Source organism: Methylobacterium phyllosphaerae (assembly GCF_001936175.1).
Taxonomy (GTDB): Bacteria; Pseudomonadota; Alphaproteobacteria; order Rhizobiales; family Beijerinckiaceae; genus Methylobacterium; species Methylobacterium fujisawaense.
Genome location: NZ_CP015367.1, coordinates 4,305,947 through 4,328,781, shown reverse-complemented (window position 1 = coordinate 4,328,781; position 22,835 = coordinate 4,305,947). Strand labels below are relative to the sequence as shown.

At 70.3% G+C, this 22,835-nt stretch carries 21 protein-coding genes and 1 other RNA gene; 9 read left to right on the top strand and 13 right to left on the bottom strand.

Annotated features, from left to right (window positions below):
- The first annotated feature begins 105 nt into the window (after positions 1–105).
- Together cynS and MCBMB27_RS30410 are read left to right on the top strand one after the other, a co-directional pair.
- Positions 106–594, top strand: coding sequence for a cyanase (cynS, locus tag MCBMB27_RS19670; RefSeq protein ID WP_051044981.1), 489 nt, complete (start codon positions 106–108; stop codon positions 592–594).
- 261 nt (positions 595–855) lie between these two features.
- Positions 856–1,371 (top strand): hypothetical protein, encoded by a 516-nt coding sequence (locus MCBMB27_RS30410; RefSeq protein ID WP_139231560.1) that lies wholly within the window; start codon positions 856–858, stop codon positions 1,369–1,371.
- 235 nt (positions 1,372–1,606) lie between these two features.
- On the opposite strand, the gene MCBMB27_RS19660 is transcribed toward MCBMB27_RS30410, so the two are convergent.
- The 5 genes from MCBMB27_RS19660 to MCBMB27_RS19640 form a co-directional block, all read right to left on the bottom strand.
- Positions 1,607–4,879 (bottom strand): efflux RND transporter permease subunit, encoded by a 3,273-nt coding sequence (locus MCBMB27_RS19660; protein ID WP_075381096.1) that lies wholly within the window; start codon positions 4,877–4,879, stop codon positions 1,607–1,609.
- Between the two features lie 338 nt (positions 4,880–5,217).
- Positions 5,218–5,652, bottom strand: coding sequence for a tellurite resistance TerB family protein (locus MCBMB27_RS19655; RefSeq protein WP_043354888.1), 435 nt, complete (start codon positions 5,650–5,652; stop codon positions 5,218–5,220).
- 93 nt (positions 5,653–5,745) lie between these two features.
- The gene (locus MCBMB27_RS19650; RefSeq protein WP_043354886.1) at positions 5,746–5,946 is read right to left on the bottom strand and encodes a DUF3606 domain-containing protein; all 201 of its coding nucleotides are present in this window, start codon (positions 5,944–5,946) and stop codon (positions 5,746–5,748) included.
- A gap of 76 nt (positions 5,947–6,022) precedes the next feature.
- Positions 6,023–6,244 carry a YbdD/YjiX family protein gene (locus MCBMB27_RS19645; RefSeq protein WP_043354884.1) on the bottom strand — a complete coding sequence of 74 codons (222 nt, stop codon included), beginning with the start codon at positions 6,242–6,244 and terminating at the stop codon, positions 6,023–6,025.
- Positions 6,245–6,254: 10 nt separating this feature from the next.
- Complete coding sequence (locus tag MCBMB27_RS19640; RefSeq protein ID WP_043379307.1) at positions 6,255–8,315, bottom strand: carbon starvation CstA family protein; 2,061 nt, start codon at positions 8,313–8,315, stop codon at positions 6,255–6,257.
- Positions 8,316–8,603: 288 nt separating this feature from the next.
- Between MCBMB27_RS19640 and MCBMB27_RS19635 the strand changes: the two genes are divergently transcribed.
- Positions 8,604–9,473 carry an NAD(P)-dependent oxidoreductase gene (locus MCBMB27_RS19635; RefSeq protein ID WP_075381095.1) on the top strand — a complete coding sequence of 290 codons (870 nt, stop codon included), beginning with the start codon at positions 8,604–8,606 and terminating at the stop codon, positions 9,471–9,473.
- A 190-nt stretch (positions 9,474–9,663) separates the two neighbouring features.
- Here MCBMB27_RS19635 and miaA read toward each other — a convergent pair whose 3' ends face one another.
- Positions 9,664–10,584 carry a tRNA (adenosine(37)-N6)-dimethylallyltransferase MiaA gene (gene miaA, locus MCBMB27_RS19630; protein ID WP_075381094.1) on the bottom strand — a complete coding sequence of 307 codons (921 nt, stop codon included), beginning with the start codon at positions 10,582–10,584 and terminating at the stop codon, positions 9,664–9,666.
- Positions 10,585–10,598: 14 nt separating this feature from the next.
- Here miaA and serB point away from each other — a divergent pair, with 14 nt between their 5' ends.
- Positions 10,599–11,492, top strand: a complete 894-nt coding sequence (serB, locus tag MCBMB27_RS19625; protein ID WP_075381093.1) for a phosphoserine phosphatase SerB — start codon at positions 10,599–10,601, stop codon at positions 11,490–11,492.
- A 298-nt stretch (positions 11,493–11,790) separates the two neighbouring features.
- Here the strand turns inward: serB and MCBMB27_RS19620 are convergent, their stop codons facing one another.
- The 6 genes from MCBMB27_RS19620 to MCBMB27_RS19595 form a co-directional block, all read right to left on the bottom strand.
- Positions 11,791–13,332: a DegQ family serine endoprotease gene (locus MCBMB27_RS19620; RefSeq protein WP_043354872.1), complete on the bottom strand. Its 1,542-nt coding sequence runs from the start codon at positions 13,330–13,332 to the stop codon at positions 11,791–11,793.
- A gap of 116 nt (positions 13,333–13,448) precedes the next feature.
- Entirely contained in the window at positions 13,449–14,426 is a 978-nt protein-coding gene (gene hflC / locus MCBMB27_RS19615) for a protease modulator HflC (protein ID WP_075381092.1), read from the bottom strand.
- A complete protein-coding gene (hflK, locus tag MCBMB27_RS19610) occupies positions 14,423–15,607 on the bottom strand; it encodes an FtsH protease activity modulator HflK (RefSeq protein ID WP_043348254.1) in 1,185 nt (394 codons plus the stop codon). The genes hflC and hflK overlap by 4 nt, the downstream gene beginning before the upstream one ends.
- Positions 15,608–15,891: 284 nt before the next feature.
- Complete coding sequence (locus MCBMB27_RS19605; protein ID WP_075381091.1) at positions 15,892–16,383, bottom strand: dihydrofolate reductase; 492 nt, start codon at positions 16,381–16,383, stop codon at positions 15,892–15,894.
- On the bottom strand, positions 16,380–17,174 hold the full coding sequence (locus MCBMB27_RS19600) for a thymidylate synthase (protein ID WP_043348249.1): 795 nt from the start codon (positions 17,172–17,174) through the stop codon (positions 16,380–16,382). The genes MCBMB27_RS19605 and MCBMB27_RS19600 overlap by 4 nt, the downstream gene beginning before the upstream one ends.
- A 77-nt stretch (positions 17,175–17,251) precedes the next feature.
- Positions 17,252–18,019, bottom strand: a complete 768-nt coding sequence (locus tag MCBMB27_RS19595) for a CPBP family intramembrane glutamic endopeptidase (protein WP_236952750.1) — start codon at positions 18,017–18,019, stop codon at positions 17,252–17,254.
- Between the two features lie 78 nt (positions 18,020–18,097).
- On the opposite strand from MCBMB27_RS19595, the gene ssrA reads away from it, so the two are divergent.
- Positions 18,098–18,479, top strand: a transfer-messenger RNA (tmRNA) gene (gene ssrA / locus MCBMB27_RS19590).
- A gap of 65 nt (positions 18,480–18,544) precedes the next feature.
- Positions 18,545–19,174, top strand: a complete 630-nt coding sequence (locus tag MCBMB27_RS19585) for an SspB family protein (protein ID WP_043759756.1) — start codon at positions 18,545–18,547, stop codon at positions 19,172–19,174.
- Between the two features lie 210 nt (positions 19,175–19,384).
- Here the strand turns inward: MCBMB27_RS19585 and MCBMB27_RS19580 are convergent, their stop codons facing one another.
- Complete coding sequence (locus MCBMB27_RS19580; protein WP_075381090.1) at positions 19,385–20,773, bottom strand: cytochrome P450; 1,389 nt, start codon at positions 20,771–20,773, stop codon at positions 19,385–19,387.
- A 121-nt stretch (positions 20,774–20,894) separates the two neighbouring features.
- Here MCBMB27_RS19580 and fumC point away from each other — a divergent pair, with 121 nt between their 5' ends.
- The 3 genes from fumC to MCBMB27_RS19565 are packed head-to-tail and all read left to right on the top strand — an operon-like array spanning position 20,895 to position 22,798.
- Complete coding sequence (gene fumC, locus MCBMB27_RS19575) at positions 20,895–22,304, top strand: class II fumarate hydratase (RefSeq protein WP_043351115.1); 1,410 nt, start codon at positions 20,895–20,897, stop codon at positions 22,302–22,304.
- 55 nt (positions 22,305–22,359) lie between these two features.
- On the top strand, positions 22,360–22,563 hold the full coding sequence (locus tag MCBMB27_RS19570) for a DUF4169 family protein (RefSeq protein ID WP_043351113.1): 204 nt from the start codon (positions 22,360–22,362) through the stop codon (positions 22,561–22,563).
- Positions 22,564–22,573: 10 nt separating this feature from the next.
- Positions 22,574–22,798, top strand: coding sequence for a ribbon-helix-helix domain-containing protein (locus MCBMB27_RS19565; RefSeq protein ID WP_170861819.1), 225 nt, complete (start codon positions 22,574–22,576; stop codon positions 22,796–22,798).
- Positions 22,799–22,835 lie beyond the last annotated feature (37 nt).

Here is a 22,835-nt window from a genome sequence, read left to right as displayed (position 1 = left end):
CCTCACCGGTCGCGATCCGGACGCGCACCCCGCATCGGGGTGGGTGGGGCCGCGGACGACGCGGCCTCACCGAACCCATCGCAGATTGAAACCCAGGAGCCGACCATGAAGCGCGAGGACCTCACCGAGAAGCTTCTCGACATCAAGCGCGAGAAGGGCTGGACCTGGAAGCACATCCACGAGGCGATCGGCGGCCTGTCGCCGTTCCTGATCACCGCCGCGTGCCTCGGCCAGATGAAGCTACCGAAGGCCCAGGCCAAGCGGGCGGCCGAACTCTTCGGCCTCACCGAGGCGGAGGAGCGGATGCTCAACGAGCCGCCCTACCGCGGCTCGATCCCGTCGCTGCCGCCCACCGACCCGCTGATCTACCGGTTCTACGAGCTGGTGATGGTCTACGGCACGACCTTCAAGGAGCTGATCCAGGAGGAGTTCGGCGACGGCATCATGTCGGCGATCGACTTCAACATGGACATGGCCCGCGAGGCCAACAACAAGGGCGACCGGGTGAAGCTCACCATGTCGGGCAAGTTCCTGCCGTACAAGTATTACGGCAACGACGACGACACGCCGGAATACGGCTTCAAGGAGGGCTGAGGATATTCGTGCGGTCCGCACGGCGCAGCGGTGTCCGGGCGTGGCGGTTCCGAACCGACGCCCGCCGCTCCTCTCCCCCTGCGGGCCTCAGGATCCACACCGCTCGGTCTGACACCCCGTTCCGACAGGGCAGCGCGCATCCCCTCCCCCTGCCGGGAGGGGTCACGGGTGGGGCGGTGCAGAAGGCACCGCACCGCCTCATCCTGCGCCCCCACCTCCAACTCCACCCCGCAAGGGGGAGGAGCGCGGCTCCGGCAAGCGATGGCGTGGATCTCGTCGCCCCGGAGGCCGCAGGGCGCGCGCGGCGTCCGTCAGGGCCTGAACCCGATCGATCCCGTCAATCCGCCGGACGCCTCCGATCCGCGACGATCCCGGCTGCGCTGTCGCGCCATGGCGTGCGCCGCATTCCGTTCGGATTGTCTCCGTCGATCAAGCAGCGCACGAAAAATCCGCAAGACTGCGAGGGTCGGTCCTGACGGCAACGACCAAGCGAGGGAGAGGGCGATGTCGCATCTGAAGTTGGCGGGGTTTTCCGTCGCCGCAGCCCTCGCGCTCGGCCTGGGAAGCGGCGCGATGGCAGCGCCCTTCGGCACATCTCGGCCTGCGGTCGAGGCGGCCGGCGTCGCAGACGGGTTGATCCTCAAGGCGCAGACCCTCGGCATGGAGCGTCGGCACGATCGCAGGATGGATCGACACGAGCGGCGCATGGACCGGCAGGTCAACCGGCAGGACCGGAGGATGGACCGGCACGAGCGACGGATGGAGCGGCGCTACTGATCGGATAGGCACCGCACGACGCCACCACGCCGGCCCGAGGCTGTTCCTGCCGTAGACGTATCACGGCAACGCCGACGACACGCCGGAATGCGGGTTCAAGGAGAGGTGAGCCGTTTCCCCTCCTCCTTACGGGGTGGGGCTCGGAAAGGTGCAGGATCGAGCGTCCCGGCGCCGCCTGCACCCCCACCTCCAAGGCCTCCCCACGCGGGGGAGGCGAGAGCCGCGCGTCCGGCGCTCAGGCCGCCGCCGGTCGCCCCTCCGGCTCCAGGTAATCCTGCACCGGCCGGGCCGGACCGCCGCGCATCAGCACGTAGAGGAACGGCACCAGCAGCAGGGTCGCGGGCGTCGCGAAGGCGATGCCGCCCATGACGGCGCGGGCCAGCGCCGCGTTCTGCTCGCCGCCCTCGCCGGTGCCCAGCGCCATCGGGATCAATCCCAAAAACATCGCCGAGGCGGTCATCAGCACCGGCCGGAGCCGGGTCTCGCCCGCGGTGATCGCCGCCTCCAGGGCGCTGCAGCCCGTCGCCTCCCGGTGCTCCTTGGCGAAGGTGACGAGCAGGATCGAGTTCGCCGAGGCGATGCCCACCGACATGATCGCCCCGAAGATCGACGGGATCGAGAAGGTCGTGCCGGTGACGAACAGCGCGAAGGTGATGCCGCAGAACGCCATCGGCAGGGCCGCGATCACCACGAACGGGTCGCCCCAGCTCTGATAGTTCACCGCCATCAAGAGGTAGACGGCGATCAGCGCGATGCCGAGGCCGATCTCCAGGCGGAAGAAGGCCGAGCGCATGTTCTCGATCTGGCCGCGCACCACGATCTTGTCGGGCGCCTCCAGGTTCTTCTGCTCGTCCTGGACGATGGCGTCGATCGCGCGGGCCACCGTGCCGAGATCCCGGTCCTGCACCGAGGCGAAGATGTCGAAGGTCGGCTGGATGTTGACGTGGCTGATCATGGTCTGCGTCGGCGTCCGACGGATGTCGGCGAGGCTCGAGAGCAGGGTGAGCACGCCGGGGCCCGAGCCGGAGGTGGCGGCCGCCCGCACGAATATCGGCGTGTTGCGCAGATCGGTGAGTGAGCTGTTGCGGTATTCGGGCGTCTGCACCCAGAGCTGGTAGGGGATGCCGGTCTTCGGGTCGGGCCAGAAGTTCGGCGTCACCTGGTAGCTGCCCGACAGCGAGATGTTCATGTTCTGCGCCACCTGCTGCTCGGTGAGCCCGAGTTCGGAGGCGAGGCGCCGGTCGACGTCGACGTAGAATTGCGGCGCGTTGACGATCTGCTGCAGGTGGACGTCGACGAGGCCCTTCGTGTGCTTCAGCCGCTGGACGATGCGCTGGGCGACCTCCAGATCCTTCTCCTTGTGCCGGCCTGAGACCTGCACGTCGATCGGCGTGAGGACGCCGAAATTCAGGATCTGGGTGATCATGTCGGCGGGCTGGAAATAGACGGTCACGTCGGGGAAGCGCTTCATCAGCACGTCGCGCAGGCGCTTCATGTAGCCGGCCACCGGGCCGTGCCCCTCCTTCAGGCTGATGAGCATCTGCCCGTCATTGTAGGAGACGAACGAGCCGTCCGAGAACGCGAAGTTGTAGTTGTTCGACGGCAGGCCGAGATTCTGCAGGATCTGATCGATCTCATCCGCCGGGATCACCTCGCGGACGGTGCCCTCGACCTCGGCGAAGACCTGCCGGGCGGTCTCGATGCGCATGCCGGTGCGGGTGCGCAGATGCAGGGTCATCTGGCTCGCCTCGATCTGCGGGAAGTAATCCTGGCCCACGAAGGCGAACAGCACGCCGGTCAGCCCGAGCACGCCGCCGACGACGCCGACGGTGACGATCCGGTGGCGCAGCACCGCGTGGAGCAGGCCGACATAGCCCCGGTGGAACCGCGCGAAGCCGCGCTCGAAGTGGCCATGGATCCAGCCGGCGAGCCGCATCACGGGGGCGCCGACGAGACCGGCGGCCCGGGCGATCCGGCCCCGGCGGGGGGACTCGTGCTCCGCCCGGTCCTTGGCGTGCTTCTGCCGGTATTCCGGCGCCACGATCACGTCGATCAGCAGCGGCACCAGGGTGCGCGAGAGCAGGTAGGAGGTCAGCATCGCGAACACGACCGCGAGCGCCTGCGGGGTGAACAGGTATTTCGGCGTGTCGGTCAGCGCGAACACCGCCGTGAAGGCCGCGCAGATCGCGAGCGTCGAGATCAGCGCCGGCTTGGCGATGCCGGCGGCGCCGTGGACCACGCTCTCGCGGAACTCCTCGCCCTCCTCGAACAGCCGGTAGGTGTTCTCGATCGCCACCGTGGCGTCGTCCACCAGGATGCCCACCGCCAGGGCGAGGCCGCCCAGCGTCATCACGTTGATGGTCTCGCCGAGCGCCGCCAGCACCGCGAGCGAGGTCATCACGCAGAGCGGGATCGAGATCAGCACGATGATGGTCGAGCGCCAGGAGCCGAGGAACAGCAGGATCGCCAGCCCCGTCAGGGCCGCGGCGGTCAGCGCCTCGTGCAGCACGCCCTCGATGGCGTTCGACACGAAGACCGACTGGTCGAACAGCGGCTTGATCGACAGGCCGTCGGGGGCGGCGGCGCGGATCGTCGGCATCGCCGCCTTGACGTTGTTGACGACGTTCAGCGTCGAGGCGTTGCCGTTCTTGATGATCTGCATCAGCACGGCCTGCTGGCCGTCGGCGCTGACCACGTTGACCTGCGGCGGGCCGCCGTCGCGGACATAGGCGACGTCGCGCATCAGCACGGGCTGGCCGGCCACAACCTTGATCGGCGCGAGGTTCAGGGTCTCGATCGAGGGCGGGGTGCCGTTGAGCTGGACCGGATATTGCTGCTCGCCGATCTTGGCGAGGCCGGACGGCACCGTCAGGTTCTGGGCCGTCATGGCGTTGGTGACGTCGAGCGGCGTCAGGCCGAGCGCCTGGAGGGCGTTGAGGTCGAGATCGACCATGATCTGCCGGGGCGCACCGCCGAACGGCGACGGCAGGGTCGAGCCCGGGACCTGCGCGAGGGTCTGGCGGATCCGGTACTGGGCGTAGTCGTAGACCTCGTTGAGGCTCTGCTTGGCCGAGGTCAGGGCGAGCTGGATCACCGGCACCGAGGAGGCGGAGTAGCGCACGATCACCGGCGGCTGCGTGCCGGTGGGCATCACGGCGCGGATCGAGTTGGTGGAGGAGACCACCTGGGCGATGGCGAGATCCAGGCTGACGGACGGGTCGAAGTAGATCCGCTGAACCGCCGTGCCCTGGAGCGTCGTCGACTCCATCCGTCGGATGCTGTTGACGTTATTGGAGATCCCGTATTCGGCGTAGGTCGTGATGCGCTGTTCCATCTCCGGCGCCGACAGGCCGGTATAGGTCCAAACCACCACGACGACCGGGATGTCGACGACCGGCAGCACGTCCTTGGGCGTGACGAGGATCGCGCCGACGCCGCCGAGCATCATCAGCACGGCGAGCACGTAGGTCGTGATCCGGAACTTGAGGGCGTAGAGGACGAGGCCCATGCGGTCTCCGCCGGCCGGCGGCGGGCCGGCAATTCCGCGCTGTGTACCGGCTCACCGGCTAGACCCGGATTGTTTCGCGATCACGTCCGGTCAAGCAAGGGCCGGACCGCATCGCCGCAGGGTTGCGGTCGCCCCCCCTCATGCCCCGCATCCCGCTGCGCCGTCATCCTGCGGTGCCCGCGTCGCGGGACTCGAAGGCGGGCGCCAGGGATCGCGGCGCCGACTGGCGGTCTGCTTCGAGGCCTCCGCGGCGCTCCGGCCCCTCAGGATAAGGGGGCGGGTTGGCGAGACATCTCGGCGCAGCGTCCCCGCGTCCGCCGGGCGCTGCGCCCTCTGGATCACCGCAGCAGCGCGGACTTGTCGACCTGCAGCGCGGCGGCGATCTCGTCGAGCGCCTTGTGCTCGACCGCGCTGATCCCGTCGATATCGGCCACGTCGGCGCCGATCAGGAACACGTCCTGGCGCTGCTCGATCGGCCGCTCCGCGATGGCGCCGACGTGGCGCAGGTTCTCAATGCGCCCGGCCCGGGTCTTGGCTCGGGCGATCGCCTCATAGAGCTCCTGCTCGACGCGCAGCGTGTCGTACGACTTCTCGAGGATCGGGTTGGCGCGAATGCCGGTGATGGCCGACTCGATCTCCTCCTCGCCCACGTCCCCATCCGCCACGATGACGTTGGCGGCGGACGAAACCGCAGCCTGCAGGAAGACCGCGTCGCCCGCATACGACATGATCGTGCGGCCAAACCGAAGGATGGCGTCCTGGAAAATGCTCATGCCGACCTCCCGTCGGGCCTGAGATGGCGGATATTGTGGCCGCCGAGTCAAGATGCGGCCGAGCTTAAGCCCGGGATCGTGGAGGACGAGCGCTCAGGTGGCGGGCTCGTGGCCCGGCCAGTCCCGCCCGAGATGGGCCGCCACGCGGGCCGGATCGTCGCCGACCGCCGCCACGGCGGCCTCGACCTGCTCCACCGGAACCATGAACCGGCGCGCCCAGTAGGCCCGCTCCCAGGCATGGGCGATGTTGACGGCCCGGGGCTCGATCGGGGCCTGCACGCTCTCGTCGGTCATCGGTGCTCCGCGTCTCGCGAGGGCGGGGCGGCCCTCCGGCCTGAAGAACGCCGGCCGGGCCGCATCGGGTCCGCGTTCAGCAGCAGCGGAAGCCCGCGGTGTTGCCGACGCCGAAGCGGGCGTTCTCCCGGTTGCGGAAGAACTCCACCTCGGTCATCGGCGCCTGGTCCGGATGGGTGCGGCGGACATGCTCGGCATAGGCCGCGTAGTCCCCCTGCCCCACCATCAGCCGGGCGCCGTCGCAGACGCATTTGGACAGCGTCCGGAGGCGATCCCGCAGGTTCGACGGCTGCCGCATGGCCCTCCCCCTACTCCGCCGGGACCATGTGGGGCTCGGTTTCCAGGGCGGTCCAGCGATCCGCGCGCCACGCCTTCAGGCAGGCGGCGATGCCGAAGCCCGCGATGGCGACGACGAGGCCGATGAACAGGGCCGCCAGCACCGCGTCGATCCGGTCGTTGAGGATGATCTGGCTCATCTGGTCGGCGTTCTTGGCCGGGGCCAGGATCTTGCCCTCCGCGGCGGCGGCCGCGTAGCGCTGGGCGTGCGCCAGGAAGCCGATCTTCGGATCGGCGGAGAAGATCTTCTGCCAGCCGGCCGTGAGGGTGCAGATGCACAGCCACGCGGTCGGGATGATGGTCACGAACGCGTAGCGCTCGCGCTTCATCTTGAAGATCACCACCGTGCAGAGCGTCAGCGCCACCGCGGCCAGCATCTGGTTCGAGATGCCGAAGAGCGGCCACAGGGTGTTGATGCCGCCGAGCGGGTCGGTCACCCCCTGGTAGAGGAAGTAGCCCCAGGCCCCCACCGAGATGGCGGTGGCCGCGATGCTCGGCCCCCACGACGTGGTGTTCTTGAACGACGGCACCGCCAGCGCGACCAGATCCTGCACCATGAACCGGCAGGCGCGGGTGCCCGCGTCCACGGCCGTGAGGATGAACAGCGCCTCGAACAGGATCGCGAAATGGTACCAGAAGGCCATCATCGCCTTGCCGCCGATGGCCGACGAGATGATGTGGGCCATGCCCACCGCGAGCGTCGGGGCGCCGCCGGCGCGGGAGATGATCGTGTGCTCGCCGACATCGGCGGCGGTCTGGGTGATCACCTCCGGGGTGGTGGCGAAGCCGAGCTTGGTCACCGCGGCGGCGGCGGTCTCGGGCGTGGTGCCGAGCAGGGCGGCGGGCGAGTTCATGGTGAAGTAGACGCCGGGGTCGATCACGCAGGCCGAGACCAGCGCCATGATCGCCACGAAGGATTCCATCAGCATGCCGCCGTAGCCGATGAAGCGGGCATCGGCCTCGCTGGCGATCAGCTTCGGGGTGGTGCCCGACGAGATCAGGGCGTGGAAGCCCGAGACCGCGCCGCACGCGATGGTGATGAACAGGAACGGGAACAGGCTGCCCGCCCAGACCGGACCGGTGCCGTCGACGAACTTGGTGACCGCCGGCATCTGCATGTGCGGCGCCACGACCGCGATGCCGAGCGCCAGCCCGACGATGGTGCCGATCTTGAGGAAGGTCGACAGGTAGTCGCGCGGAGCGAGCAGCAGCCAGACCGGCAGGATCGAGGCGACGAAGCCGTAGCCGATCAGCATCCAGCAGAGCTGCGGGCCCGTGAAGGTGAAGGCCGGTCCCCAGACCGGGCTCGCCGCCACCGAGCCGCCGGCCACGATCGCCAGCATCAGCAGGACGAAGCCCAGGATCGAGACCTCGCCGATCTTGCCGGGCCGGATATAGCGGGAATAGACGCCCATCAGCATGGCGATCGGGATCGTCGACATCACCGTGAAGGTGCCCCAGGGGCTCTCGGCGAGCGCCTTGACCACGATGAGGGCCAGCACGGCCAGCAGGATCACCATGATCAGGAAGGTGCCGAACAGCGCGATGATGCCGGGAATCGTCCCGAGCTCGGCCCGGATCAGCTCGCCGAGCGACCGGCCGTCCCGACGCATCGACACGAACAGGACCATGAAGTCCTGCACGGCGCCGGCGAGGACCACGCCGGCCAGGATCCAGAGCATGCCGGGCAGGTAGCCCATCTGGGCGGCGAGCACCGGGCCGACCAGCGGGCCCGCGCCCGCGATCGCCGCGAAGTGGTGGCCGAACAGGACGCCGCGGTTGGTGGGGACGTAATCGAGACCGTCATTGTGCCGCACGGCCGGCGTCATGCGCTTCGGGTCGAGGCGCATCACCTTGTCGGCGATGAACTGGGAATAGTAGCGGTAGGCGATCAGGTAGACGCAGACCGCCGCGACCACGACCCAGAGGGCGTTGATGGTCTCGCCCCGCTGGCTCGCCACGATCGCCAGCGCCGCGGCGCCGAGGGCGCCCACGAGGGCCCATGGCCCATGCCTGCCGAGCGCCGTACCCATGTCCCACTCCCTGACCGACCGCCTCGCGCACGGGGCCACGCGCGGGGGCTCCGGCTGGGACTTCGTGGTCCCGGGCTACACGGGCGGGTTATCCTATTCGTCCGCCGTTGACGCAAGCGATCCGAGCTGTGATGCAGCGTCGGCGGCGGCACGACGCCCAATGTGTCACATCGGGTCTCCGGCACGGCCCCGACCCCCTTCACGGCCAGGCTGCCGAGCTCCGTCGCCGCCCGCCGTCGGAGAAGGAAGGGCGCCGGCGCGGTCCGGGCCTGCGAGGAGCGGACAACCATGGCGAAGGTCGCATTCCTGGGTCTCGGCGTGATGGGCGGGCCGATGGCCGGCCACCTCGCCAAGAAGGGTGGCCACGACGTCACCGTCTACAACCGCACCACGCCGAAGGCGGAAGCCTGGGTGAAGATCTATGGCGGTGCCTTCGCCCCCACGCCCCGACAGGCCGCCGAGGGCGCCGAGATCGTCTTCGCCTGCGTGGGCAACGACGACGACCTGCGCAGCGTCGTGCTGGGCGACGACGGGGCGCTCGCCGGCATGACGCCGGGCGCGGTCTTCGTGGACCACACCACCGCCTCCGCCGAGGTGGCCCGGGAACTGGCCGCGGCCGCGGAGGCCAAGGGGCTCGGCTTCATCGACGCGCCGGTCTCCGGCGGCCAGGCCGGCGCCGAGAACGGCGTGCTGACCGTGATGTGCGGCGGCGACGCGGCGACCTACGCCAAGGTCGAGGGCGCGATCGGGTCCTTCGCCCGGGCCTGCCGGCTGATGGGCCCGGCGGGCGCCGGCCAGCTCACCAAGATGGTCAACCAGATCTGCATCGCCGGCCTCGTCCAGGGCCTCTCCGAGGGCGTCCACTTCGCCAAGCGCGCCGGCCTCGACGTGGAAGCGGTGCTCGACGTGATCTCCAAGGGCGCCGCCGGCTCCTGGCAGATGGAGAACCGCGGCAAGACCATGAACGCGGGCAAGTTCGACTTCGGCTTCGCGGTCGACTGGATGCGCAAGGATCTCGGCATCCTGCTGGACGAGGCCCGCCGCAACGGCGCCAAGCTGCCGGTCTCGGCGCTGGTGGACCAGTTCTACGCCGAGGTTCAGGCCATGGGCGGCAACCGCTGGGACACGTCGAGCCTCGTGGCCCGGCTGGAGCGCTGAGGGCGGCAGCTCCCCTCGCGGTCCGGAGGGGTCGGAAACGGCCCCGTAAGCCCCCTCCCTCGCCCCGTCGCGGGAGAGGGTGTCGGGCGAGGACAGCGTCGGTGCAGAAGATTCTGCCCCGCGTGCAGGCCCTGCCTTCTCCGGAAGCCGGGCTCCCTCACCCGCACGGGGAGGGAGCCCGCGGGAAGCCTCACAGCGCCGCCGCGGCCTCCTCCGGATCCATCCAGCGCCAGTCCTCCCCCATCTGGTGGCGGAACCACGTGAACTGGCGCTTGGCGTAGGCCCGGGTATCCGCCTGCCCCCGGACGATCGCCTCCTCGAGTCCGATCGCCCCCTCGAGATACGCGATCAGGCCCGGCACGCCGTGGGCGCGCATCACCGGCAGCAGCGGGTCGAGGGTTCGCCTGTGCAGGCGGGCGACCTCGTCCAGCGCCCCTTCGGCGATCATGGTCCGGAAGCGGGCGTCGATGCGGGCGCGCAACACGGCGCGGTCGGGGGCCAGGAAGATTTTTTCGAGGGCCCACCCGGCGAGCGGCCCGGGTATCGGATCGCCGTAGAAGCTCGCGATCGGCCGGCCGGTGGCGAGAAAAATCTCCAGGGCCCGCATCACCCGCATCCGGTCGCTCGGGCGCAGGCGGGCGGCGCCCTCGGGATCGTGGCGGGCGAGGTCGGCGTGCAGCGCCTCGGTGGGACGGCCCTCGGCCTCCGCCCGCACCTGCGCGCGCACGGCCTCGGGCACCGGCGGCAGCTCCGAAAACCCCTGCTCCAGCGCCCGGAAGTACAGGCCCGTGCCGCCGACGAAGACCGGCCTTTGCCCGCCGAGCGTCGTCAGCAGCGCCGCCACATCCCGTGAAAAATGCCCCACGGAATAGTTCACGGCGCCGTCGACATGCCCGTAGAGCCGGTGGGGCACCCGTGCCTCCTCGTCCGGGTCGGGCCGGGCGGTGAGGCGCCGCAGGTCGCCGTAGACCTGCATGGAATCGGTGTTGATCACCACGCCGCCGTGACGCTCCGCCAGCCGGGCGGCCAGCGCCGACTTGCCCGACGCGGTGGGCCCTGCGATGAGGATCGCCGCCGGGCGCCCCCCGGCTTCCTCCCGGTCTGGCGGCAAGGTGAAACTCCACGATGCTGGTCGCGGTCCTGATAGCAAACCCGGATCGGCCGTCCATCACCGATGCGGTGCTGGCCGAGGCCCGCGCGGTGCTGCGGACGGAGCACCAGCCCCGGATCCTGCACGGCGCGGTGGCGGCCGAGCTGCTCGTCCCGGGCGAGCCCGCCGCCGCGGCGTCCCTCACCGACGCGCTGCGGACGGCCCTCGCCGGTGAACCCATCGACCTCGCCGTGCTCCCCGCCGACGCGCACCGACGCAAGCGCCTGTTCCTGGCCGACATGGATTCCACCATGATCGAGCAGGAATGCATCGACGAGCTCGCCGGAACGCTCGGCCTCAAGGATCATGTCGCGACGATCACCGAGCGGGCGATGCGCGGGGAGATCGCCTTCGAGCCGGCGCTGCGCGAGCGCGTGGCGCTCCTGAAGGACATCCCGGTCGGTGCGGTCGACGGGCTGATCGCCGAGCACCTGACCCTGACCCCGGGCGGCCGCACCCTGGTGCGGACGATGCGGGCGCACGGCGCCCACACCTGCCTGGTCTCGGGCGGCTTCACCCTGTTCACCGGCCCGATCGCGGCGATGATCGGCTTCGACGAGCACCGGTCCAACCTGTTGGGCGTGGCGGACGGACGGCTCACCGGTTTCGTGGAGGATCCGATCGTCGGGAAGGCCGAGAAGCGCGCGGCGCTGATCGAACTCCGTGAGGCGCTGTCCCTCGGCCCTGCGGAGACGCTGGCGGTGGGCGACGGGGCCAACGATCTCGACATGCTGACCGAGGCCGGCCTCGGCGTGGCGTTCCGCGCGAAGCCCGCGGTCGCCGCCGCGGCGCGGGTCCGGGTCGAGCACGGCGACCTCACCGCGCTCCTGTACCTGCAGGGCTATGCGGCGGCGGAGTTCGTGGGGTGAGCCCTCACTGAAGGGTGCGGGTCGGGGCGAGGACCGCGCCCGGAACGGCCGGGGCCTGAACGCCGATCGCACCGACTGGCCGGCGCACCGGCTCGACCTTCGCGCAGGCGACGGCGCCCATCGCGGCCGCGATGTCAGAGCGTGTCGATACGCGGAGCTTCTCGATCTCCGGTTGGTTCGCGAACCGCTGCGCCTCGCGGCACCGGCGTGCCGCGCCGCGGCACCACGGGTGTCCTGAACGCAGGAAGGCCGCCGCTCCTCGCGAAGCGACGGCCTTCGATCTCGCGTGGGACAGCGCTCAGTCCAGCCCGACGGCCACGAAACGGACGTCGCCTGTGGCGCTCGCCACCAGCAGCAGCACCGACTTGCGCCCATCCTTCTTCAGAGCGTCGATCCGCTTGGTCACCTCCGCCGGGGTGCTCACCGCCTCCTGGCCGACCTCGACGATCACCTCGCCGGGCTGGATCCGCTTGTCGGCCGCCGTCGAGTTCGGGTCGACCCGGGTGACGACCACGCCCTTCACGGTGTCCTTGATGGAGAACTTCTTGCGCAGCTCGTCGGTCATGCCGGAGAGGTTGAGGCCCAGCGCCTGCCGGGTGGCGCTCTCGGGCTCCGGCTGGCGCAGGTTGGCGAGCTGCGGCTTGTCGCTGTCCTCCAGGCGGCCGAGGGTGACGGGCTTCGTCACCTCCTCGCCCTTGCGGACCACGACCACGTCGACCTTCTGACCCACGGGGGTCGAGGCCACGATCCGCGGCAGGTCGCCGGAGGCCTTCACCGGCGCACCGTTGAACTTCAGGATCACGTCGCCGACCTCGATCCCGGCGGTCTTGGCCGGACCCTTCTCGTCGACGCCGGCCACCAGGGCGCCCCGCGCCCCGCCCTTGAGGTTGAGCGCCTCGGCGGTGGTGTCGTCGACGTTCTGGATGCGGACGCCGAGCCAGCCGCGGCGGACCTCGCCGAAATCGCGGAGCTGATCGATCACGGGCTTGGCCGTACCCGACGGGACCGCGAAGCCGATGCCCACCGAGCCGCCGGTCGGCGACAGGATCGCCGTGTTGATGCCGATCACCTCGCCGTCCATGTTGAACAGCGGACCGCCGGAATTGCCCTTGTTGATGGCCGCGTCGGTCTGAATGTAGTTGTCGTAGGGTCCGGACTCGATGTTACGGCCCCGGGCCGAGACGATGCCGGCCGAGACCGAGCCGCCGAGCCCGAACGGATTGCCGATGGCGATGACCCAGTCGCCCGGGCGCATCTTGTCCGAATCGCCGAACGGCACCGCCTTCAGCGGGTGATCGGCCGGGGGCTTCACCCGCAGGACCGCGAGATCGATCTTCGAATCCTTGCCGACGATCTCGGCCTTGAGCTTGGTGCCGTCGTGCAGGATGACCTGGATGTCGTTGGCGTCGCCAATGACGTGGTTGTTCGTCACCACGAGGCCGGCGGCGTCGATGATGAAGCCGGAGCCCAGGGAATTGGACTTGCGCTGCGCGCGCGGCGCCTCGCCGTCACCACCGCCGCCGCCGCCTCGGCCGCCGCGCCGGTTGAAGAACTCCTCGAACAGGTCCTCGAACGGGGTGCCCGGGGGGACCTGCGGCATGGCGCGGCCGCCGCGGGCCTCCACGGTGGTGGAGGCGGAGATGTTGACCACCGCGTCGGTGACCTGCTCGGCGAGATCCGCGAGCGAGGCCGGCCCCTTGGCGAGGGCGGGAACCGGCAGGGCGGCCGCGGCTACGGAGGCGCCGATCAGGATCGAGGCCATCAGCGCGCGGGCGCGGGAACGGGGCTGCGCGGTGGCGCGGCCGAAGGGCGCCACGGGGGCGCTCGCGACGGGGTGCATGGTCGACCTCTTCAAGAACGCGTTTCCGGCGCCGCGGGCCTCGACCGATGATCGGGGGCCCGCGGGTTTTCCTGCAAGGTAGTCTCCGGACGCCGGGGCGCCAACTCGCATCCCGATCAGCGTGCCGTCCCGGCCGCGGACCCGGTGGTGGACCCGGTGGCGGCGCTCGGATCGGCCGGTCCGCGCGGCCCGCGGGCCGCCGGGGCCGGGGGCCGGCCCTGCGGGTCGCTGAAGTACCGGAAGAAGTCCGAAGTCGGGCTGATCACCAGACGGGTGTCGGGTCCCTTCAGCCCGCTCTCGTAGGCCTGCATCGAGCGGTAGAAGCTGAAGAAGTCCGCATCCTTGCCGAACGCCTCGGCGAGGATGCGGTTCTTGTCCGCGTCACCCTGTCCGCGCAGCTGCTCGGAGGTCTGCGTCGCGTCGGCGAGGATCACCGTGACCTCGCGGTCGGCCTTGGCGCGGATCGTGGCGGCGATCTGGTCGCCGTTGGCGCGGATGTCGGCGGCCTCGCGCTCGCGCTCGGTTTTCATCCGCCGGTAGACGGCGGCCGAGTTCTGCGCGGGCAGATCGACGCGGGTCATGCGCAGGTCGACGATCTCGATGCCCAGCGCCTTGGCCTGCCGGTTCACGTCCTCCTGGATCTGGTGCATCAGCTGGCCGCGGTCGGTCTTCACGATGGCGTCGCGGGTCGAGCGGGCGAGCACGTTGCGCAGGCCGGAATTGGTGAAGCTCGCGAGCCGCTGGTTGGCGAGCCCGATATTGCCCACCGCCTGGTAGAAGCGGAGCGGGTCGAGGATCCGGTAGCGGGCGAAGGCGTCCACCTCCAGGTTCTGCCGGTCGGCGGTGAGCACCGTCTGCACCGGCAGGTCGAGGTCGAGCACGCGCTTGTCGAACAGGACCACGTTCTCCATGAACGGGATCTTGAAGTACAGGCCGGGCTTCTCCTCGCCGGTGGCGTTGAGGACGGCGCGGACGCGGCCGAACTGCAGGACCAGGGCCTGCTGCATCTGGCCGACGGTAAAGATCGACGCGTAGAGGCCGATCGCGACGATCGCCGCGATCGCGATCAGGCCGGTGCGGAGAGCCTGCTTCATCGGGCGGCTCCCGTCTGGGTCTGGGCGCGGGCGCCGAACTCGGAGAGCGGCAGCACCGGCAGCACGCCGGCGGCGGTCGCCGCCCCGGGCTGCGTCCCGTTCTGGTCGATGATCACCTTGTTCACGGACCCCAGTACCTTTTCCATCGTCTCCAGGAAGATCCGCTCGCGGCTGATCGCCGGGGCGGCCTTGTAGGAGGCGTAGACCTCGCTGAAGCGGGCCGCCTGGCCGGTGGCGTCGGCGGTCGCCTTGGTCCGGTAGGCCTCGGCCTGCTGGACGATCTGGGACGCCTTGCCGCGGGCCTGCGGCACTTCGCGGCTCGCGTAGGTCTTGGCCTCGTTCTGCGCCGTGTCGGCGTCCTGCTGGGCCGCGTTCACGTCGATGAAGGCGGGGCGCACCTCCGGCGGCGGATTGACCGAGACGAGCTGCACCACCTCGATGCGCACGCCGGCGCCGTACTCGTCGAGCGCCTTCTGGACCATCTCCTTCACCTCCTGGGCGATGCTCGACTGCTCGTTGGTGAGGATCGCCTGGATGTTGCGGCGGCCGATCACCTCGCGCATCGCGCTCTCGGAGATCGCCTTGATGGTGCCTTCCGGGTTCTGGAGGTTGAACACGAAGTCGGAGGCCTTCAGCGGGTTGACCCGCCACTGCACCTCGAAATCGAGATCGACGATGTTCTCGTCGCCGGTGAGCATCAGGCTCTCGTCCGGCACGTCGCGGGTGCGGCCCTGGCCGTTCGGACCGGCGCGGAAACCGATCTGGATCGAGTTCTGGGAGCCGACATCCGGCTTCACAACCCCGCCGATCGGATAGGGGAAGTTGTAGCGCAGGCCCTCGCCCTTGGTGCCGACATAGCGGCCGAAGATCGTCTCGATGCCGACCTGACGGGGGTAGACGGTGTAGAAGCCGGTGGCGAGCCAGATCGCGACGGCGAGCACGGCGATCACCGCCGCGCTGCGGCCGCCGCCGACACCCTGCGCCCCGCCGCCCCCGTAGCCGCCCGAGCCGCCACCGCCGCCCGGGATCAGACCGCGCAGGCGGTCCTGCCCGCGCCGGAGCAGGTCCTCAAGATTCGGCGGCGTCTTGCCGCCGCCGCCGCCACCACCCCAGGGACCGCCGCCGTTGCCGCCGGGCCGGCCCCACGGGCCCCCGCCGCCGCTCTGATTGCTCCAAGGCATCCTAGACGTCGTCTCCTGCCTGTCCGCGCCCGGCCCATACCCCGGCCGGCGCCCCCTGCCTGAACGGCCACGCTCGCCCGCCTAGTCCCGGCCATCCGGATCGATCGCGAGGCGACCGCATCCGGCCTCAAGCCTTAAGAGCCTGCACGCACGCATCTTCCCGCAGGATGCGCAGGCCCGGCGTGAGCACGCGCACCCGACAGGCACCTGCGGGCGCGCGCCCCGTGCTGTCAAGGCTGGCAGGTGGGCATGCGCGGCATGGAACGCAATTGCGGCGGCGCGCCTCAGCGGACGCGCTCCCAATCGACGAACGCGAAGGCGTGCTCGTCCCGGGGTCCCGCCGGATGCGCCTCGCGGAGCGTCTCCCGGAAGCGACCGCGGTCGAAGGCCGGGAAGCGCACGTCGCCCTCGGGCTCGGCCTCGACCTCGGTGAGATGGAGCCGGTCGGCCTGCGGGAGTGCGAGCGCATAGATCTCGGCCCCGCCCACCACCATCAGCTCCGCCCCGGCGGCGGCCGCCAGCGCGGAGGGCCAGTCATGGACGGTCTCGACCCCCTCGGCGCGGAAGCCGGCATCCCGGGTGAGCACCAGGGTGCGACGCCCCGGCAGGGGACGGCCGATCGAATCCCAGGTCCGCCGGCCCATCAGCATCGGCTTGCCCATGGTCAGGGCCTTGAAGCGCTTCAGGTCGCTGGAGAGATGCCAGGCGAGGCCGTTGTCGCGGCCGATCACGCCGTTGCGGGCGACCGCGGCGACCAGGGAGACGATCGGGCTCATACCGCCACCGGGGCCGCGATGGCCGGGTGCGGCTCGTAGCCCGCAATGGCGATGTCCTCGTACCGGAAGGCGAAGAGGTCGCGGACCTCCGGGTTGAGCCGCAGCTGCGGCAGCGGGCGCGGGGTCCGGCCCAGCAGGGTCCGGGTCTGCTCCAGGTGATTCCGGTAGAGATGCGCGTCGCCGAAGGTGTGGACGAAGTCGCCGACCCCGAGGCCGGTCACCTGGGCGATCATGTGGGTCAGCAGGGCGTAGCTCGCGATGTTGAAGGGCACGCCGAGGAAGGCGTCCGCCGAGCGCTGGTAGAGCTGGCAGGAGAGCCGCCCCTCGCTCACGTAGAACTGGAACAGGCAGTGGCAGGGGGCGAGCGCCATCCGGTCGAGGTCGGCCGGGTTCCAGGCCGAGACGATCAGGCGGCGGGAATCGGGGTTGCGCCGGATCTCGTCGAGCACCCAGGCGATCTGGTCGACGGTGCCGCCGCCGGGCTTCTCCCAGGAGCGCCACTGCTTGCCGTAGACCGGCCCGAGATCGCCGTGCGCGTCGGCCCACTCGTCCCAGATCGTCACGCCGTTGGCTTGGAGCGCGGCCACGTTGGTATCGCCCGTCAGGAACCAGAGCAGCTCGTGGATGATCGAGCGCAGGTGCAGCCGCTTCGTGGTGACCAGCGGGAAGCCGGCCGACAGGTCGAAGCGCATCTGGTGGCCGAACACCGAGAGCGTGCCGGTGCCGGTGCGGTCGTCCTTGGCCACGCCCTCGTCGAGGATGCGCCGGAGCAGGTCCTGATAAGCGTCCATCGGTCATTCCTGCGCGCCGACGCGACGGCGGGCAAGCGCGCCGCCGACATCTGTCCACCGCCGTCACCAGCTGGCGGTCAGGCCGGCCAGAGCAGGTAGGTTACGAGGGCGAGGTTCGACCAGCCGTGCAGGGCGATCCCGGGCCAGAGCCGGCCGGTCCGCCAGCGCAGCCAGCCGAGCGCCAGGGCGAGCGGCAGCAGGGAGACCGGCCGGGCGAGCCCCCAGGAGGAGATGTGGGCGGCGGCGAAGATGACCGCCGTGACCAGGATCGCCCCCGCCGGCCCCAGCACCGCCCGGGCACGGGCGAAGGCCTCGCCGCGCAGCAGCAGCTCCTCGGCCACGGGCGCCAGGATCGCCAGATAGGCGAGCCACGCCGCCACCGCGGCCTGGCTCATGAACGGGGACAGCCGCACGTGCTGGCCGAAGCTGGCACCGAACAGTTCCGCGGTGCCGGTGACCCAGGCGATGTGCAGAACCGGCCAGACGAGGAGGAGCCCCAGCAGGGCGACGGGCCGCATCCCGTTCGGGCGCTCGCGGTCGAGGGCGAGGCGGCGGCGCCAGCCGGTCCGGTCGCGCCACCAGGCCGCACCCACCACCAGAACGGCGAGGAACACCTGACGCAGGACGTCCGTGGCGAAGGCACGGTGGGTCAGCTCCACCGCACCGAGGAACGGGCGCCGCTCCGGCGGCAGGAACGGATCGATCCCGCTCCACAGATCGAACCCGACGCGCACGACCGCCAGCGCGAGCAGGCTCGCGGCGCCGAGATAGAAGACGACGAGCGCGACCAGCCCGCCGAGATGCCAGGCCGCCGACCAGATGCCGGGACGAGGGGCGTCGGCCACCGCGCCGGAAGACGACTGCGCGCTTCCGGCAACAGCCTCACCCGGAGGCTCCAAATGAGACAGCGGCGCGACACGATCGGGCTTCAAAACCGGACCGATCCCCTCTATATCTTGGGAGCCGGTCGCGAGGCCGGCTATGGCGATAAACGTTCTTCGCAATAAACCTATCGGACCCGGGGGCGGTACCCGGCGCCTCCACCCGAGCCCAGGACATGCTGCCGCAAGGCGCGTGATCTTAGCCTGGGCTTTGGCGGGGGCGAAATAGGATCGACGAGGGCGTAAAGGTTGGACTTTCGCTCGGCATGGTTCCGCCGTTATCGGGCCTTTGCAATAGTTGCCAACGACAACTTTGCTCCGGTGGCGGTGGCCGCGTAAGCGGTCCCCAATACCGACCTAAAGTCCTAGCGGGTAGCACCGCATAGGCGGGGTTCGGAGGCACCTGGCAACAGAAGCCTCCACTTCCAATCCTCGGTCCAGCCATCCGCGGCGGGGCGCCGGGCAGACCGGGCGAGAGCGCAACCGCAGATGGCAGACGACCTCATCCGCTACGATCTACTGGTACAGGACGCCCTGCGCGGCGTGGTCCGCAAGGTGCTGACCGACGCGGCCCGCGAGGGCCTGATGGGCGAGCATCACTTCTACGTCTCGTTCCGGACGGAAGCGCCCGGCGTGCGGATCTCGCAGGCCCTGCGGGAGAAGTACCCGCAGGACATGACGATCGTCCTGCAGCACCAGTTCTGGGACCTCAACGTCACCGAGCACGCCTTCGAAGTCGGCCTGTCCTTCTCGGGGGTGCCGGAGCGGCTGCTGGTGCCGTTCGACGCCCTGTCGGGCTTCTTCGATCCCTCCGTGCAGTTCGGCCTGAAGTTCGATCTCAGCGAAGCCGGCGAAACCCCCGAGGAGGCGAACGCCGCCCCGGCGGCCAAGCCCGGCCCGCGCGGGGCCGGTTCGGAACCCGGCGAGGTGCGGCCCAAGAGCGCCGGTCTCGCCACGATCGGCTCCGGTGCGCCGAAGGGGCTGCCCGCTCCCGCCGCTCAGGGCGAGAAAGCCGCCGGCAAGTCCGACGACAAGGCCCCCCGCCCCGCCGCCAAGAAGGAGGGCGAGGAGGGTAGCGCCGAGGTCGTGAGCCTGGACGCCTTCCGCAAGAAGAGCTGAGCGTCTCCCGGGCCGGATCGACGGCCGGGCGTCGTACGGGGGACGACACGGTCGCGCCGTCGATGCTGTCGGCGGCTGCGGGGAGCCCGCGCCCGATCGCCAGGCGATCCGCGACCCTCGAGACCGTCGATCAGATTCGGTCGCCCGTCCCTTCCGGCCGTCCTGCTGCACGGCGCCGGCCTGCACCGCGGCACGGTGACCGGGCCCGGCCTAGCCCCGCGCCACCGCGTCCATGCGCAAGCCGTGCTCCGGCCGCAGCGTCACCCGGTGGAGCGGCGTCACCGGCGGATGATCCGCCGGCAGCCGGAAGCGCACCGCCCGCACCACATGCGCCAGCACGATCACGGCCTCCTGAATCGAGAAGCTCTGGCCGATGCAGACCCGCGGCCCCGCCCCGAACGGCAGATAGGCGAAGCGCGGAATCGTGTCGCGGTTCTCGGGCAGGAACCGCTCCGGCACGAAGGCCTCCGGATCCTCCCACAGCAGATGATGGCGGTGGAGCACCCAGGGCGCCACCATGACCAGCGAGCCCCGCGGCACCTTGATCCGGCCGAGCCGGTCGTCCCGGATCGCCTGACGGCTGAGGAACGGCACCGGCGGGAACAGGCGCATGGCCTCCTCGATCGCCGCCCGGGTGAACGGCAGACGCTCCGCGGAAAAATCCCCCGGCCCGGCGGCGTCGACCTCGGCCTCGATCTGCGCCTGGGCGGCCGGATCCTGCGACAGGCAGTAGAGCGTCCAGGTCAGGGAATTGGCCGTGGTCTCGTGCCCGGCGGCGATGAAGGTGACGATGTTGGCCTTCACGGCGAGATCCGAGAGCCCGTTGCCGGTCTCGGGATCCTGCGCTTCGAGCAGCAGGGTCAGCAGGTCCCGGGGCGCCTCCCCCCGCGCCATCAGCGCCTTGCGGCGGGCGATGAGCTCATCGACCACCTCGGCGAAGAAGCGGCCCGCCGGACGGGCCCGCAGGCGGCCGATCCGCGGCACGAAATCGGGCACGCCGAACACGTCGAGGGGGTCGATCGGCCCGACCGCTTCCAGGAAGCGCGTGATCGCACGGCCGAGGGCATCGGGATCGCTCGGCAGGCCTTGCGTGAAGATCGTCCGCTCCAGCACGTCGAGCGTGACGCGGGTCATCTCAAGGGCCACATCGACCTGCTTGCCGTCGCGGCGGACGAGGCGGCGGCCGAGACGGGCGCCGGCGGCGTTCATCGCCTCCGAAAAGCCCTGGACCGTGCGGGCGTTGAAGATCGGCGCCAGCGTCCGGCGCTGGAGGCGCCACTCGTCGCCCTCGGCGCTGAGCAGACCGTTGCCGAGCCCCGGGGCGAGGACACGCCGCTGCAGGTCGTCCTTGCGGTAGCCGTCGGCGTTCTCGATGAGCAGGTAGCGGATCAGCGCCGGGTCGCTCACCAGGGTGATCCGGCCCATCGCGCCCTCGGCCGCCACCACCGGCAGCTTGAAATGCGCGTCCATCCAGGTGGTGATCGGATTCTTCCGGGCCGCCCGCAGGAAGTCGAACAGGCCGAGCGGCGCCTTCAGCGGCGGCGGCACGACGGGGCGGAACCGGGCGGCGGGTTCGGACAGATCGATCGTCGCGCTCATCGGCTCCTTGTCCGGCGGGAACAGAGCTTCGCTCTTGTCGGGGTGCCGGGAAAACCGGCATCGCGATTCACCCGCGCCTCATTTAAGTAGGCACCGCACGGCACCAGACGTAGAGGCCACGATGTCGCCCACCGAGACCGCCACCCGCACCGAGTCCGACACCTTCGGGCCGATCGAGGTTCCGGCGCATCGCTACTGGGGCGCGCAGACGCAGCGCTCGATCCAGAACTTCAAGATCGGCACCGACCGGATGCCGGCGCCCCTCGTCCACGCCCTCGGGGTGGTGAAGCAGGCTGCCGCCCTGGTGAACAAGGATCTCGGCGCCCTCGACGCGACGCTCGCCGACGCCATCGCGGCCTCGGCCGCCGAGGTAGTGGAGGGCCGCCACGACGACGAGTTCCCCCTGGTCATCTACCAGACCGGCTCGGGCACGCAGTCGAACATGAACGCCAACGAGGTGATCGCGAGCCTCGCCAACGAGCGGCTGGGCGGCCAGCGCGGCGGCAAGTCCCCGGTCCACCCGAACGACCATTGCAACCGCGGCCAGTCCTCCAACGACACCTTCCCCACCGCCATGCACATCGCGGTGGCCCGCGAGATCCAGGGACGCCTGCTGCCGGCGCTCTCCCACCTGCACGGCGCGCTCGACGCCAAGGCCAAGGCGTTCGCGTCGATCGTCAAGATCGGCCGCACCCACCTGCAGGACGCGACGCCGGTCTCGCTGGGCCAGGAATTCTCCGGCTACGCCGCCCAGGTGGCGCTCGGCGGCTCGCGGGTCGCCGCGACCCTGCCGGGGGTTCTGGCACTCGCCCAGGGCGGCACCGCGGTCGGCACCGGGCTCAACGCCCATCCGGAATTCGCCGACCGCTTCGCCGCCAAGGTCGCGGAGCTGACCGGGCTGCCCTTCACCTCCGCCGAGAACAAGTTCGAGGCGCTGGCCACCCACGACGCGCTGGTGTTCACGCAGGGCGCGCTCGCGGCCCTCGCCGCCGGCCTGTTCAAGATCGCCCAGGACATCCGCTTCCTCGGCTCGGGCCCGCGCTCCGGCCTCGGCGAATTGTCGCTCCCTGAGAACGAGCCCGGCTCCTCGATCATGCCCGGCAAGGTCAACCCGACCCAGTGCGAGGCGCTGACCATGGTCTGCGCCCAGGTGATCGGCAACGGCACGACGGTGAGCTTCGCCGGCAGCCAGGGCAATTTCGAACTCAACGTCTTCAAGCCGGTGATCGCCAACGCGGTGCTGCAATCGGTGCGGCTGCTCGCCGACGCGGCGGTGAGCTTCACCGACAATTGCGTCGTCGGCATCAAGGCCAACGAGGACAAGATCGCCGACCTGATGAGCCGCTCGCTCATGCTGGTGACCGCGCTCGCCCCCTCGATCGGCTACGACAAGGCCGCCGAGATCGCCAAGACCGCGCACAAGAACGGCACCACCCTCAAGCAGGAGGCCCTGCGCCTCGGCTACGTCACCGAGGCGGAGTTCGAGCGCGTGGTCCGGCCGGAGACGATGCTGGCGCCGAGCGCCGACTGATTGTTGTGTGACGTCCCGGCGCGGAGCCTCCCGCGCCGGTTACGGGAGGCGATCCGTGGCCGAGATCATCAATCTGCGCCAGATCCGCAAGGCGAAGGCCCGTGCCGAGGCCGACACGAAGGCCGAGGCCAACCGGATCGCCTTCGGCCAGCCGAAGAAGGCCAAGACCCTCCAGCAGCGGCGCAAGGCCCTCGAGACCGAGCGCCACGAGGGCCATCGCCTCGCGCGGCACGAGCCGGATTCCGACCCGAACGCATGATCCGCCTCCCGTGAGCGCCGGCCTCACCAAGCACTCCGTGATGATCGCCGGCCACCGCACCAGCGTGTCCCTGGAGGATCCGTTCTGGGCGGCGCTGCGGGAGATCGCGGAGGCGCGGGGCCAGTCCGTCCAGGCCCTCATCGGCGCGATCGATGCCGGGCGCGACGGACAGAACCTGTCTTCGGCGATCCGGGTCTTCGTCCTCGAAGCCGTGCGCGCGATGCCGGAATCGTGAGCGCGTCGCGCCCTGTCCGATCTGCCGGTCCCGAATA